Source organism: Mycobacteroides chelonae CCUG 47445 (assembly GCF_001632805.1).
Taxonomy (GTDB): Bacteria; Actinomycetota; Actinomycetes; order Mycobacteriales; family Mycobacteriaceae; genus Mycobacterium; species Mycobacterium chelonae.
The window spans coordinates 1,267,881-1,281,873 of record NZ_CP007220.1; the positions used below are offsets into that span (position 1 = coordinate 1,267,881).

A 13,993-nucleotide genomic window follows, 5' to 3' on the forward strand; every position below is an offset into this window, starting at 1 on the left:
GCATGTTTCCCATATCTCCCCAAGGGGCCCACCCCACGGGCTCGTCGGATGCCTTCCACTCCAAGGACATCGGCAGGCTGCTGCTGCAATGCCCCGACCGGATCGGCGTGGTCGCCGCCGTCAGCGCGTTCCTGGCCGAGGCCGGCGCGAGCATCATCTCGCTGGCGCAGTACTCGACGGAACCGCAGGGTGGCTGGTTCATGCAGCGCACCGTCTTTCACCGTTCCGGGCTCAGCGCCGCGCGCGAAGACATGGAGAAGCGATTCGCTTCCATCGCTGAAGAATTCGACATCCAGTACCGATTCAGTGAGGCCGCCAAGCCCAAGAGAGTCGCGATCATGGTGTCGCGTACAGATCACTGCCTGCTGGACCTGTTGTGGCGTAACCGTCGCGGCGAGCTCGACATGTCGATCGTGATGGTGATCTCCAACCACCCCGATCTTGCCGATCAGGTGCGCTCGTTTGGGCTGCCCTTCGTGCATATCCCGGCAACTCGAGAGAACCGCGCCGAAGCCGAACGCAAGCAGCTGGACCTGCTGCAGGGAAACGTCGACCTGGTGGTCCTGGCTCGATACATGCAGATCCTGTCGCCGGAATTTCTCAACGAGATCAGTTGCCCGCTGATCAACATCCACCATTCATTTCTCCCCGCGTTCACCGGCGCCATGCCGTATCGCCGTGCACGGGAACGTGGCGTGAAAATGATCGGCGCCACAGCGCATTACGTGACAGCGGAGCTGGACGAGGGGCCGATCATCGAGCAGGACGTGATCCGGGTCGACCACACGCACACCGTCGAAGACCTGGTGCGGCTCGGTTCCGATGTGGAACGCCTGGTGCTGTCGCGTGCGGTTGCCTGGCACTGCGAGGACCGGGTCATGCGACACGGCAACGTCACCGCGATCTTGTAAAAGTCCGCAGCGCCCGAGTTCTTCGGCATCCACTGCCCTGTTGCCCGCGTCTATGCGACAACTAGGGCAGTGCAGAGCCGGTAACACGTTTTGTCGCATAGACGCGGGCAGAGCCGATGTGGCATGGACCTAGCGGCCGGTCTGTGAGTCGATGGTTTCGGCCAGTGCCAGATCCTTGTCGGTGATGCCACCTTCGGAATGCGTGGACAGCACGAATGTCACGGTGCGCCATCGGATATCGATATCGGGATGATGATCGGCGGCTTCCGCGTGCTCGGCGATGCGGCGTACCGCGTCGATTCCGTCGAGAAAGGCGTCGAACTTGACCGTGCGGCGCAGGGAGTCGCCCTCGCGGGTCCACCCGGGAAGCTCGGCGAGCGCTGCGTTGATCTGGTCATCGGTGAGCAGGGCCATCAACTCAACGTATAGCGTCGACCACCATGGCGATAGTGGTCGCGGGTGCGGTGATCGATGGCGACAAGCTGCTTATCGCGCAGCGGTCCAAACCTGCCGAGTTGGCCGGGCAGTGGGAGCTCCCGGGCGGCAAGGTCGCCGAGGGCGAATCGGAGCCGCAGGCACTTGCCCGGGAGCTACGCGAGGAACTCGGGATCGAGGTCGAGGTTGACACCCGCGTCGGCGAGGACGTCGTCGTCGGGAATCTGGTGCTGCGTGCCTATCGCGCACGCTTGTACGATGGCGGCATCCCGCACCCGCATGAGCATCTGGCCCTGCGCTGGGTCACCGCCGACGAACTCGACACGGTGGAGTGGGTCGCCGCGGACGCGGGATGGATCCCCGCGCTGCGGGCGGCGCTAGTGGGCCCGCGCCCGGTGTAGCACCTTCTTGAGCTCCTTGTCGGAGAGCCCGTGCTGCTCGGCTTTCTGCATCTTGTGCACCACAAGAGGGCACTTCATACAGCGTGGTTTGCTCTTACAGCACTTCTTCTTGGGCTTGAGTCGTGCGACCTTGCTGGCCTTCACTGAGGGTCCTACTTCTGGGTCTAAATGTGTCTTGGGCTGTGTTTGTGTCTATGTCGGGCGTCACACGTGATAACGCCAGTTTCGTGAACAGGGGTCCTCACTGCCAGAATTGGCAGACGTGACCCACAGTTTCCGGAACGTAGCCATTGTTGCGCACGTCGACCACGGCAAGACAACCCTGGTCGACGCGATGCTCAAACAATCGGGTGCGCTCACGCACCGAGGTGATGACGCCGTCGAGCGCCTGATGGACTCCGGTGATCTGGAGAAGGAAAAGGGCATCACCATCCTGGCCAAGAACACCGCGGTGCACCGGCACCATGCGGATGGCTCCATGACGGTCATCAACGTCATCGACACCCCCGGCCACGCCGACTTCGGCGGCGAGGTGGAGCGCGGCCTGTCGATGGTCGACGGAGTGCTGCTGCTGGTGGACGCCTCCGAGGGGCCCCTCCCACAGACCCGGTTCGTGCTGCGCAAGGCGCTTTCCGCGCACCTGCCGGTGATCCTCGTCGTCAACAAGACCGACCGCCCCGATGCGCGCATCGCCGAGGTGGTCGAGGAGAGCCACGACCTGCTGCTCGATGTGGCCTCTGACCTCGATGAGGAAGCACAGGCGGCCGCGGAGAAGGCGCTCGATCTGCCCACGCTGTACGCATCGGGCCGCGCCGGGATCGCCAGCACCACCGAGCCCCCGAACGGGGAGAACCCGGACGGCGAGAACCTCGACCCGCTCTTCGACGTCCTGCTCGAGCACATCCCGCCGCCCAAGGGTGACCCCGAGGCGCCGCTGCAGGCCCTCGTCACCAACCTGGATGCTTCGGCGTTCCTGGGCCGGCTCGCGCTGATCCGCATCTACAACGGACGGATCCGCAAGGGTCAGCAGATCGCCTGGATGCGCGAAGTAGATGGCCACCCCGTCATCACCAACGCGAAGATCACCGAGCTGCTCGCCACCGAGGGTGTCGACCGCAGCCCCACCGAAGAGGCGGTCGCCGGTGACATCGTCGCCGTCGCGGGTATGTCGGAGATCATGATCGGCGACACGCTCGCCGACCCCGATCACGCGCACGCGCTGCCGCGCATCACCGTCGATGAGCCCGCCATCTCGGTGACCATCGGCACCAACAGCTCGCCGCTGGCCGGCAAGGTGTCGGGGCACAAGCTGACCGCACGCATGGTCAAGTCGCGGCTGGACTCGGAGCTCGTCGGCAACGTGTCCATCAAGGTCGTCGACATCGGCCGTCCGGACGCCTGGGAGGTGCAGGGCCGTGGGGAGCTGGCGCTGGCCATCCTCGTCGAACAGATGCGCCGTGAGGGCTTCGAACTGACCGTCGGCAAGCCTCAGGTGGTCACCCGGCAGATCGACGGCAAGCTGCACGAGCCGTTCGAGGCCATGACCATCGACTGTCCCGAGGAATTCGTGGGTGCCATCACCCAGCTGATGGCCGCCCGCAAGGGCCGCATGGAGGAGATGGCCAACCATGCCGCGGGATGGGTCCGCATGGACTTCATCGTGCCGTCGCGTGGCCTCATCGGATTCCGCACCGACTTCCTGACGCTGACCCGCGGCACCGGCATCGCGAACGCCGTCTTCGAGGGTTACCGCCCGTGGGCGGGCGAGATCCGCGCGCGGCACACCGGATCGCTCGTGTCCGACCGGACCGGCAGCATCACCCCATTCGCGATGATCCAGCTCGCCGACCGCGGGCAGTTCTTCGTGGAGCCCGGTGAAGACACCTACGAGGGCCAGGTCGTCGGGATCAACCCGCGTGCCGAGGATCTTGACGTCAACGTCACCCGCGAGAAGAAGCTGACGAACATGCGCTCGTCGACCGCCGATGTCATGGAGACCCTGGCACGGCCCATCGAGCTCGACCTCGAGCAGGCCATGGAGTTCTGCGCGGCCGACGAATGTGTCGAGGTGACCCCGGAAATCGTGCGCGTGCGCAAGGTTGACCTGGATGCCAACACCCGGGCGCGCAATCGCTCACGCGCGAAGGCAGCCGCCAACAACAGCTAGGTTTGGCCGATGGCCTGTCGTATCAGCGAGCTCGTGCTCGATTGTCGCGACCCGGAGGCGCTGGCACGGTTCTGGTGCGAGGTTCTGGACTTCGTCGTGCTGAGTCGTGAGGAAGACGGCTCGCTGGAAATCGGACCCCGCGAGGGGTTCGGCGGCCCGCAGCCGACGCTGTTCCTGAGTTTCAGCGCTGAGCCGCGCTCCGGGAAATCGCGGCTGCATATCGACGTCAACCCCATCGACCGCGATCAGGACGCCGAGCTCGAACGCCTCCTGAAGCTCGGCGCACGTCCGGCCGACATCGGTCAGACCGGCCAGGAGCAATGGCATGTCTTGGCCGACCCCGAAGGCAATGAGTTCTGCCTGCTCAAAGCTCGCCTCAAGGAGCTTTGAGGCTCGCTGTCTCGCATCGCCGCCGGAATGGGAGCAGACTGCATGGCGTGGTTGATTTCAACTCCATCAAGCGCCTCGTGGTTCACAACGCACAGCGGTATCTCGTCAACCCGGTGGGACGAAAACTGCCGGTCGTGATGCTGGAGACCACAGGCCGCAAATCCGGACAGCCGCGGCACACCGCGATCGGCGGGCGCCTCGTCGGTGACCAATTCTGGTTGGTCTCCGAACATGGCGATCACTCCGACTATGTGCGCAACATCAAGGCCAACCCGGCGGTGCGGCTGCGAATCCGCGACCAATGGCGCACCGGCACCGCGCACCTGCTTCCCGAGGATGACGCCCGCGCGCGGCTGCAGCAGCTGCCGACGGCCAATAGCGCAGTGGTCCGTGCCGTGGGCACCGAACTATTGACCGTCCGGGTCGACCTCGACTGACTTTGGTAACGGCGGTTGCCCTGGCTCAATGAACTCGTTTGAGGGATAACGGCTTTCGCGATCGCTCGAAGGGGCCTGTGGGTACTATCGCGATATGGAGCAGACCCAGCCCACATCGCGCATCATCGAACAGAACGTGGCGGCGGCGCAGGAACTTCCGTTCGCCAACACCGCGGACCAGGACGACGCCGACAGGGGATTCATCGCGGCCCTGGAACCCGGCATCGTCACCGATGCTTCCGGAAAAACAGTGTGGGACAACGACTCCTACGGCTTCTTGCGTGACAGCTGCCCGGCATCGGTGCACCCGAGCCTGTGGCGGCAGTGTGGCCTGAACATCAGGCAGGGGCTGTACCTCGTCACCGAGGGCATCTACCAAGTACGCGGCCTGGACATCTCCAACATGACGCTCGTCGAGGGGGAGCGCGGGGTCATCGTGATCGACCCGCTGGTGTCCGCGGAAACCGCCGCTGCCGCATTGGCGCTCTACCGGAGTCATCGGGGCGATCGCCCGGTGACCGGGCTGATCTACACCCATTCCCACGCCGACCATTTCGGGGGCGCGCTGGGGGTGGTGAGCGCGGAGGATGTCGCGGCGGGTCACTGCCCAGTCCTGGCCCCGGCGGGATTCCTGGAACATGCGGTGGCCGAGAACGTGTATGCGGGAACCGCGATGACGCGCCGGGCCGTGTACATGTACGGTGCCGTGCTGCCGAGGGGGCCGCTGGGGCAGGTGGGCTCCGGCCTGGGCCAAACCAATTCCATCGGCACCGTCACGCTGATTCCGCCGACTCTCGACATCACCCATACCGGGCAGGAAGAGACCATTGACGGAGTGCGCATGGTCTTCCAGCTCACTCCGGGCACCGAGGCGCCCGCGGAGATGAATTTCCACTTCCCGCAGCGCCGCGCGCTCTGTATGGCCGAGAACGCCACGCACACCCTGCACAATCTGCTGACCCTGCGCGGCGCACTGGTCCGTGATCCGCACGTGTGGGCGCGCTACATCACCGAGGCCATCAACCTGTACGCGCGTGCTTCCGATGTGGTGTTCGCCTCGCACCATTGGCCCACCTGGGGGACCGAACTTCTGGTGGAATACCTTGCCTTGCAGCGAGATTTGTATGCCTACCTGCACGATCAGACGCTGCGCCAGCTCAACCAAGGACTGGTGGGCTCCGAGATCGCCGAGTCGCTGCAGCTTCCCCCGGCCCTTGCCAACGCGTGGCATGCGCGCGGCTACTACGGGTCGGTCAGCCACAACGTCAAGGCGATCTACCAGCGCTACATGGGCTGGTTCGACGGCAATCCGGCGCACCTCTGGGAGCATCCACCGGTCGCGAACGCGCAGCGGCACGTCGAGTTCATGGGTGGCGCCGAGGAGGTACTACGTAAGGCGCGCATCGCCTTTGAGGAGGGCGACTATCGATGGGTGGCCCAGGTGGTCAACTATGTGATCTTCGCCGATCCGGCCAACGAAGCGGCCAAGGCGTTGCAGGCCAGCTGTTTTCAGCAACTGGGTTACGGATCGGAGAACGCCACCTGGCGTAATTTCTACCTGATGGGCGCCTACGAACTGTCTCATGGCAACGTCGGAACTCCCATCACAGTCGGTTCGCCCTCGGTGGTGGCGGCGCTGACGGTGGATCAGGTCTTCGACGCGCTCTCGCTGCGCATCAACGGCCCGAAGGCCTGGGATGAACACTTCGTCAGCGATTGGCGTTTCACCGATGAGGATCGGGTGCACCGCGTGGAGCTGCGCAACGGCGTGCTGGTGCACTATGACCGGCCCGCGGACATCAGTGAGCCCGATGTGACCTTCACTCTTACCCGGCCGATCCTCATCAAGGTTCTGCTGGATGGCACGGACCCGGCGCAGCTTGTCGCTTCGGGCGAGATCACCGTGGACGGCGACGTGACCGGATTCGCGCGGCTGGTCGCCGTGCTCGATCAGCCCGATCCCAACTTTGCGATCGTGACCCCCTGACCGGTTGCCGCGGGCGCCACGCGCCACCCCACCGATAAGGTTGGTCCTCATGCCGATCGAGTCACCGCGCCTGCGACTGTGCGCAGTACTCGGTGTGGTGCTGCTCGCGGGGTGCTCCGTCAGTGCGCCACCGGCCGTGCAAGGCAGCGAAACCACCAATTCCACGACACCGCCGCCGCCCAAAAAAGAGCAGATCGTGGTGGGTATCGATTCGATCGGCGCCGGATTCAATCCGCACCTGCTGTCGGATCAGTCACCGGTGAACTCCGCGATCAGCTCGCTGGTGCTGCCCAGTGCGTTCCGCCCGGTGCCCGACTCGACGACCACCACCGGCTCACGCTGGGAGCTGGACCCGACGCTGCTGGTATCGGCCGAAGAGACCAGCCAGGAACCCTTCACGGTCACCTACACGATCCGTCCCGAGGCGCAGTGGACCGATAACGCACCCATCGGTGCCGACGATTTCTCCTACCTGTGGCAACAGATGCTCGTTCAGCCCGGGACCGTCGACCCGGCGGGCTACGGAAACATCACCGACGTGCAGTCACGTGACGGCGGCAAGCGTGTGGTCGTCACCTTCGACCACAAATACCCGGCCTGGCGCGAGCTGTTCACCGATCTGCTGCCCGCGCACATCGTGAAGGACATTCCGGGCGGGTTCGCCTCCGGGCTGATCAAGTCGATGCCCGCGTCCGGGGGACGCTTCCGGGTCGACGCGATCGACCCCCAGCGCGACGAGATCCTGCTCGCCCGTAACGACCGGTACTGGGCCAAACCCGCGGTTCCCGACGAAATCCTGTTCCGGCGTGCAGGCGCGCCCACGGTGCTGGCCGACTCGATCCGTAACGGGGACACCCAGGTAGCCCAGGTGCACGGCAGTGCGGTGACCTTCGCTCAGCTGTCCAACATTCCTGGCGTGCGCACCGCGCGCATCGTCGCGCCGCGCACCTTGCAGCTGACCTTGCGCGCCGGACAGCCCACGCTCACCGATGCCAAGGTGCGCCGCGGGCTGCTCGGACTGCTGGATGTCGGGCTGCTGGCCGCGGTGGCTGCCGGCAACGACAACGCCGTCACCCTGGCGGCGGCACAGGTGCGTTCCCCCTCGGACCCCGGATACAAGCCCACCGCGCCCACTGCTCTCACCCGCGACGCGGCCCTGGCGTTACTCAAAGAGGCCGGATATGAAGCCGTCGAGGTACCGCCGGCACCCGGCGCCCCGGCAGGTCCGCCACAGATCACCCGGGACGGCGAGCCGCTGAGCCTGGTGATCGGTGCCGCTGCCAACGATCCGACGTCGGTCGCCGTCGCCAACACCGCCGCCGATCAACTGCGCAATGCCGGAGTGCGGGCCAGCGTCCTGGCCCTCGACCCGCCCACGCTGTACGGCCAGGCGATTCCGGACGGCCGCGTCGACGCCATCGTCGGCTGGCACCAGTCGGGCGGAGACCTGGCCACCGTGCTGGCCTCCCGCTACGGCTGCCCGGCGCTGCAATCGAGCAAGCTGCCCGAGACCCGCACCACGACACCGCCCCCGCCACCGGCGAGCAATACGCCGGCGCCGCCAGCGCGGGAAGAATCCGTTCGCGCCCCGAGCAATCTCACCGGGTTGTGCGATGAGGGCCTGCAGGCCAGCATCGACGCCGCGCTCACCGGGCAGGCCGATGTGGGCAAGGTCGTCGATCAGGCCGAGCCGCAATTGTGGAAGATGGCAACGGTGTTGCCGATCATGCAGGACACCACCATCGCCGCGGCCGGGCCCAGCGTGCAGAACGTCGAGCTGACCGGTGCGGTTCCGGTGGGAATCGTGGCCACGGCAGGAGAGTGGAAGAAGACCCGCCCATGACCCGCCGTCTGATGCTCGTGCACGCGCACCCCGACGATGAGTCCCTGACGACCGGCGGAACCATCGCGCGGTATGCCGCCGAAGGCGCCGACGTCAAGGTTGTCACCTGCACTCTCGGTGAGGAAGGCGAGGTGATCGGCGACCGCTGGGCACAGCTCGCCGTGGACCACGCCGATCAACTCGGCGGGTACCGCATCGCGGAATTGTCTGCCGCGCTGAAGCACCTCGGGGTCGAGCAGCCCGTTTTTCTTGGTGGTGCCGGGCACTGGCGTGACTCCGGCATGGCCGACACCGGGCCACTGCATCCGCGGGCATTCGCTGGCGCCGACATCGACGATGCCGTCGCGGAACTGACGCGGTTGATCGACGAGCACCGCCCGCACGTCGTCATCACCTACGACCCCTTCGGGGGATATGGGCATCCCGACCACATCCAGGCTCACACGGTGACCACCGCCGCGGTTGAGCAGGCCTCCTGGAAGGTGGCCAAGCTGTACTGGACCGTCATCGCCACCAGTGCGCTGAGCGCGGGGCTCGCCGCGATGAAGCAGCTGCCTCCGGGATGTGAGCCGGCCCCCGTCGACGTCATACCCACTTATGCCGACGAGCAGATCAGCGCCGCCATCGACGTCTCGGCCTATCGCGACGCCAAGGCCGCGGCACTGTGCGCGCATGCCACCCAGCTGACCGTCTCCGAGGACGGGACCTCGCTGGCGCTGTCGAACCTGATCGCGTTACCCCTCGCGGACATCGAGCATTTTGTGCTGGTGCGTGGTGTGGCCGGTGTCGACACCGGATGGGAATCAGATCTGTTCGCCGGCGTGGAGTTGTAAGCTCGATCCATGCCACCTGATCCGGACCTGGACCCCAACCAGCAGCATTGGCAAGACCGGCTGGATAACTTCCAATGGGTCGTCGGCTCACTCGTGGCCCAGCTCGACTCCGTCCCGATTTAGACGCCTGAACGTTTATCTGCGCGCGTTCGTATTGACCGCGCTCATTGTTGACGGCGTCATCAGTGCCATTTTCGGCGCTGCCCTGCTCAACACGCGCTTTGGCGGGGTTCTTGTGCCGCTGGGCCTGGTCATCAGCGCAGTCCTGAACGTGGTGCTGGTGTGGTGCGCGCTGCAATGGGCGCCGTCGACGCGACGGTCGGGGGCACCTTTGTGGGCTTTCGTGGCGACCACGACGCTGCTGTTGTTCGGCGGGCCCGGCGGTGACGTGGTTTTCAGCGGGTTCGGGCCCGTGCTGCTGTTGGCGTTCGGCGTGCTGCCCGCGGCGTATGTCCTACGCCGGGCGAACTCCTAGCCCAAGTACTCCGACTCGAGGACCAGGTCCTTCACCAATGTCTGGTACTCGACATGGGTCTCGTGCTCGATGGTCTGCCAGCGCTTGCCCTGCTGCTCCTTCATGTACGCGCGGTACTTGGGGGAGCCGGGGAAGCCAACGTTGTCGGCCACCACGATCGTGCCCGGATGCAGCCAGCCCCGTTCCATCAGCCGCTGCAGGTCGTCGAGGTAGACGTCCTTCCAGTGGTCGATGAACACGAAGTCCAGGCACCCCTCGGTGAATCCGTAGTCCTTGGTCAGTGTGTCCAGGGTGGTGCCGTCGTCGGCCGTGCCGGTGAGGCAGGTGGTGCGGTCGGCCAGCCCGGCGTGTGCCCAGACCCGACGGGCCACCGAGGCGTTGGCCCCCGACTTCTCGATGGAGAAGAACTTGGCGCCGGGAGCCGCACGCGCGATCCGCAGCCCGCTGTAGCCGCAGTACGCGCCCAATTCGAGGGCGATCTTGGGATTGGCGCGTTTGACGGCCGCATCGAGCAGCTGCCCCTTTTCGTCGCCGACATTCATCAGAATCGATTGGTCATACGCGAAGTTGTCGATGGCGTCGATCGCGGCGTCGACATCTCCCGCCGGGGCGGTCGCGATGACGTGCTCGGCAGTGGCCTCCTCGCGGCCATCGCCCATCTGACCAGTGCGCATGACGTTCAGCCCGCCGAACACCGCACGCAGAAACGAATACCGCAGAAACGGAAGTTTCTGCTTGAGCGTTCTCGTAAGACTCACGAAGATCAGCCTAGCCATCCCGGGTGTTTTCGCAGCGTGGTCCCGTTGATGAACCCCCGAGTGGTGGGGCTTTTGGTACGGGCGGATGATCTGGGGGTGACCGACGGTTGTACAAACGTGCCCGACGACGTAACGCCGCTGCCGAATCCCGCCTTTCCCGCGCCGAAGGCGGCATCTTCTGTTCCGGATGCCGCACGCGCAGGTGGCTCATCGCCCGCGCTGAGGCGGGTGCTGCGCCGCGCCCGCGATGGCGTGACGCTGAACGTCGATGAGGCCGCGCTTGCGCTGACCGCGCGGGGAGACGATCTGGTCGACTTGATGGCCAGTGCGTCGCGCGTGCGCGATGCCGGGCTGGAGTCCGCCGGGCGTCGCGGCGCGGCCGGGCGTCTGCCGGTCTCCTATTCGCGCAAGGTCTTCATTCCGGTTACCCATCTGTGCCGGGACAAGTGCCATTACTGCACGTTCGTGACGGTTCCGGGCAAGCTGCGCGCGCAGGGCCAGGGCATGTACCTGGAGCCCGACGAGATCTTGGACATTGCCCGTCGCGGCGCTGAATTGGGTTGCAAAGAGGCCTTGTTCACGCTGGGCGATCGGCCCGAGGACCGTTGGCCCGAGGCCAAGCAGTGGCTCGATGAGCGTGGATATGACACCACGCTCGATTACGTGCGGGCCATGTCGATCCGGGTGCTGGAGGAGACGGGACTGCTGCCGCACCTGAACCCGGGCGTGATGACCTGGTCCGAGCTGGCACGGCTCAAGCCGGTGGCGCCTTCGATGGGGATGATGCTGGAAACCACGTCGCGCCGGCTGTTCGAGACGCGGGGCGAGGCGCACTATGGCAGCCCCGACAAGGACCCCGCGGTGCGGCTGCGGACGCTGACTGACGCCGGTCGGCTGTCCATCCCGTTCACCACCGGGCTGCTGGTGGGCATCGGGGAGAACTTGACCGAACGGGCCGAGACCATTCACGCGATCCGGAAGGTGCACAAGGAGTTCGGTCACGTGCAGGAAGTGCTTGTGCAGAACTTCCGGGCCAAGCCGGACACCGCGATGAAGTCGACTCCCGACGCTGATATCGACGACTTCCTGGCCACCATCGCCGTGACCAGGCTGGTCCTCGGCCCGAAGATGCGGGTGCAGTCGCCGCCAAACCTGGTGTCCCGCAGCGAATGCCTCGCGCTTATCGCGGCGGGCGTGGACGACTGGGGCGGTGTCTCGCCGCTCACGCCCGACCACGTCAACCCCGAACGTCCCTGGCCCGCAGTGGACGATCTGGCCGATGTAACCGCCGAGGCCGGATACGACCTGGTGCAGCGGCTCACCGCGCACCCGCAGTACGTGCAGGCCGGGGCGGCATGGATCGACCCGCGGGTACGTGGACACGTGGAGGCCCTGGCGGACCCGGAAACCGGGTATGCCCTGGATATCTCGCCGACAGGATTGCCGTGGCAGGAGCCCGACGAGACCTGGGAGTCGACGGGCCGGGTAGACCTGCACGCGGCCATCGATTCGGAGGGCCGCAACACCGACACCCGTAGCGATCTGGCGAGTGCCTTCGGGGACTGGGAATCCATCCGTGAACATGTTCGTGAACTGAACGCGCGGGCACCGGAAAAGGTGAGCGGCGACGTGTTGGCGGCGCTGCGCTCTGCAGAGAGAGATCCGGCCGGCTGCAGCGATGACGAGTACCTGGCGCTGGCGACCGCAGAGGGTCCGGCTATGGATGCTGTTGCCGCACTGGCTGATTCGATCCGTGCGGACGTGGTCGGCGACGACGTCACATATGTGGTGAATAGGAACATCAACTTCACCAACATCTGCTACACCGGCTGCCGTTTCTGCGCCTTCGCGCAGCGCAAGGGCGATGCCGACGCCTTCTCGCTCTCGGCCGAGGAGGTCGGAGACCGCGCCTGGGAGGCGTACGTCGCCGGTGCCACCGAGGTCTGCATGCAGGGCGGTATCGACCCAGAGTTGCCCGTCACCGGGTACGCCGATCTGGTGCGCGCGGTCAAGAAGCGGGTGCCCAGCATGCACGTGCACGCCTTCAGCCCGATGGAGATCGTCAACGGTGCGTCCAAGGGCGGCCAGAGCGTTCGTGAGTGGTTGACCGAACTGCGCGCCGCAGGTCTGGACACCATTCCGGGCACCGCCGCCGAAATCCTCGACGACGAGGTTCGGTGGGTGCTGACCAAGGGCAAGCTGCCCGCGTCGGAATGGATCGATGTCATCAGTACCGCACATGAGGTGGGGCTGCGGTCCAGCTCCACCATGATGTACGGGCACGTAGATACGCCCAAGCACTGGGTGTCACATCTTCGGGTTCTCTCCGGAATCCAGGACCGCACAGGCGGATTCACCGAGTTCGTACCGCTGCCGTTTGTGCATCAGAGCGCACCGCTGTACCTGGCGGGCGCCGCACGGCCCGGGCCCACCAACCGCGACAACCGGGCGGTGCACGCACTGGCGCGCATCATGCTGCACGGGCGTATCCACAACATCCAGACCAGCTGGGTCAAGCTGGGTATCGAGGGCACACGGATGATGCTCGAAGGCGGTGCCAACGATCTGGGCGGCACCCTCATGGAGGAGACCATCTCCCGGATGGCCGGGTCTGAACACGGATCCGCCAAGACCATCGCCGAGCTGGAAGAAATCGCCGACGGCATCGGACGCCCGGCGGTGGAACGCACCACCACTTACGCGCGGCGGCCGTCCGCCGCGTGAAGCCATGGCGGGATTTTCCGAGAATCTCCGCCACAGCTTCACTTTCGGCGAGATAGATCTAGATGTGCCGCCGATCGAGATTTCGGCAGTGGGCTGCCGATGATGGCGGTAGCCTCGTGCCCTGATGACCGAATTCCCGCCCGACGAGGAGTCGATGCCGCCGACTACCCAGCGGCCGTTGAATCCGCCTGCCGCTGCGTACTCCGAGGCGGATGACTCCGAGATTTCCGTGGGCAATCGCTCATGGCGCTGGGTGTGGATCGTCTGCGCGGCGGCGGCCCTCGCCATTGTGGCGGCGTTGGTTTTGGCCCTGCTGGAGGTGGATAAGGCCGAGGAGCCGGTGGCTCCGGCCCCGGTGACGTCCACGACCGAACATCCGCGTGTGCCAAGTAGTTCGGTGCCCGTCGCGCCGCCGAAGGAGACGGTGGTTACCACCGTTATCGAAACCACCGTGGTGGTGGAGACGCCCGCGCCGGTCGCACCAACAGAGGTGACGCCGACAGAAGTGGTGCCGACACGTCCGGAAGAGGGCCGGTTGTGTCACGAACTGCACCCGCGGCGCGAATGCGACGGATACCGCTAAGTTGACGGTCTCTGCGCGCACCTGACTGACTGGATCGCGGTGGGTTAAC

General features: G+C 65.6%; 13 protein-coding genes. 11 read left to right on the forward strand and 2 right to left on the reverse strand.

Annotation, left to right across the window (positions count from 1 at the left end):
- The first annotated feature begins 11 nt into the window (after positions 1-11).
- The gene (gene purU / locus BB28_RS06290; RefSeq protein ID WP_070952308.1) at positions 12-911 is read left to right on the forward strand and encodes a formyltetrahydrofolate deformylase; all 900 of its coding nucleotides are present in this window, start codon (positions 12-14) and stop codon (positions 909-911) included.
- A 129-nt stretch (positions 912-1,040) separates the two neighbouring features.
- Here purU and BB28_RS06295 read toward each other — a convergent pair whose 3' ends face one another.
- On the reverse strand, positions 1,041-1,325 hold the full coding sequence (locus tag BB28_RS06295) for a 4a-hydroxytetrahydrobiopterin dehydratase (RefSeq protein WP_046252882.1): 285 nt from the start codon (positions 1,323-1,325) through the stop codon (positions 1,041-1,043).
- Positions 1,326-1,351: 26 nt separating this feature from the next.
- Here BB28_RS06295 and BB28_RS06300 point away from each other — a divergent pair, with 26 nt between their 5' ends.
- The 8 genes from BB28_RS06300 (at position 1,352) to BB28_RS06335 (ending at position 9,879) form a co-directional block, all read left to right on the forward strand.
- On the forward strand, positions 1,352-1,747 hold the full coding sequence (locus tag BB28_RS06300; RefSeq protein ID WP_046252883.1) for a (deoxy)nucleoside triphosphate pyrophosphohydrolase: 396 nt from the start codon (positions 1,352-1,354) through the stop codon (positions 1,745-1,747).
- A gap of 262 nt (positions 1,748-2,009) precedes the next feature.
- Positions 2,010-3,914, forward strand: a complete 1,905-nt coding sequence (typA, locus tag BB28_RS06305; protein WP_046252884.1) for a translational GTPase TypA — start codon at positions 2,010-2,012, stop codon at positions 3,912-3,914.
- Between the two features lie 9 nt (positions 3,915-3,923).
- Entirely contained in the window at positions 3,924-4,304 is a 381-nt protein-coding gene (locus BB28_RS06310; RefSeq protein WP_046252885.1) for a VOC family protein, read from the forward strand.
- 47 nt (positions 4,305-4,351) lie between these two features.
- Positions 4,352-4,741, forward strand: a complete 390-nt coding sequence (locus tag BB28_RS06315; RefSeq protein ID WP_030094763.1) for a nitroreductase family deazaflavin-dependent oxidoreductase — start codon at positions 4,352-4,354, stop codon at positions 4,739-4,741.
- Between the two features lie 94 nt (positions 4,742-4,835).
- Positions 4,836-6,728, forward strand: a complete 1,893-nt coding sequence (locus BB28_RS06320) for an alkyl/aryl-sulfatase (RefSeq protein ID WP_046252886.1) — start codon at positions 4,836-4,838, stop codon at positions 6,726-6,728.
- Positions 6,729-6,777: 49 nt separating this feature from the next.
- Positions 6,778-8,571 carry an ABC transporter family substrate-binding protein gene (locus BB28_RS06325; RefSeq protein WP_030094765.1) on the forward strand — a complete coding sequence of 598 codons (1,794 nt, stop codon included), beginning with the start codon at positions 6,778-6,780 and terminating at the stop codon, positions 8,569-8,571.
- An 11-nt stretch (positions 8,572-8,582) separates the two neighbouring features.
- A complete protein-coding gene (gene mshB, locus BB28_RS06330) occupies positions 8,583-9,404 on the forward strand; it encodes an N-acetyl-1-D-myo-inositol-2-amino-2-deoxy-alpha-D-glucopyranoside deacetylase (RefSeq protein WP_046255586.1) in 822 nt (273 codons plus the stop codon).
- Positions 9,405-9,543: 139 nt separating this feature from the next.
- A complete protein-coding gene (locus BB28_RS06335; protein WP_046255587.1) occupies positions 9,544-9,879 on the forward strand; it encodes a hypothetical protein in 336 nt (111 codons plus the stop codon).
- Here BB28_RS06335 and BB28_RS06340 read toward each other — a convergent pair.
- Positions 9,876-10,637 carry an O-methyltransferase gene (locus BB28_RS06340; protein ID WP_046255588.1) on the reverse strand — a complete coding sequence of 254 codons (762 nt, stop codon included), beginning with the start codon at positions 10,635-10,637 and terminating at the stop codon, positions 9,876-9,878. The two genes, BB28_RS06335 and BB28_RS06340, sit on opposite strands and share 4 nt — an antisense overlap.
- Positions 10,638-10,754: 117 nt before the next feature.
- Between BB28_RS06340 and BB28_RS06345 the strand changes: the two genes are divergently transcribed.
- Both BB28_RS06345 and BB28_RS06350 read left to right on the forward strand, forming a co-directional pair.
- Complete coding sequence (locus BB28_RS06345; RefSeq protein ID WP_191985249.1) at positions 10,755-13,361, forward strand: bifunctional FO biosynthesis protein CofGH; 2,607 nt, start codon at positions 10,755-10,757, stop codon at positions 13,359-13,361.
- 124 nt (positions 13,362-13,485) lie between these two features.
- Complete coding sequence (locus BB28_RS06350; RefSeq protein ID WP_046252887.1) at positions 13,486-13,944, forward strand: hypothetical protein; 459 nt, start codon at positions 13,486-13,488, stop codon at positions 13,942-13,944.
- The last annotated feature ends 49 nt before the right edge of the window (positions 13,945-13,993 follow it).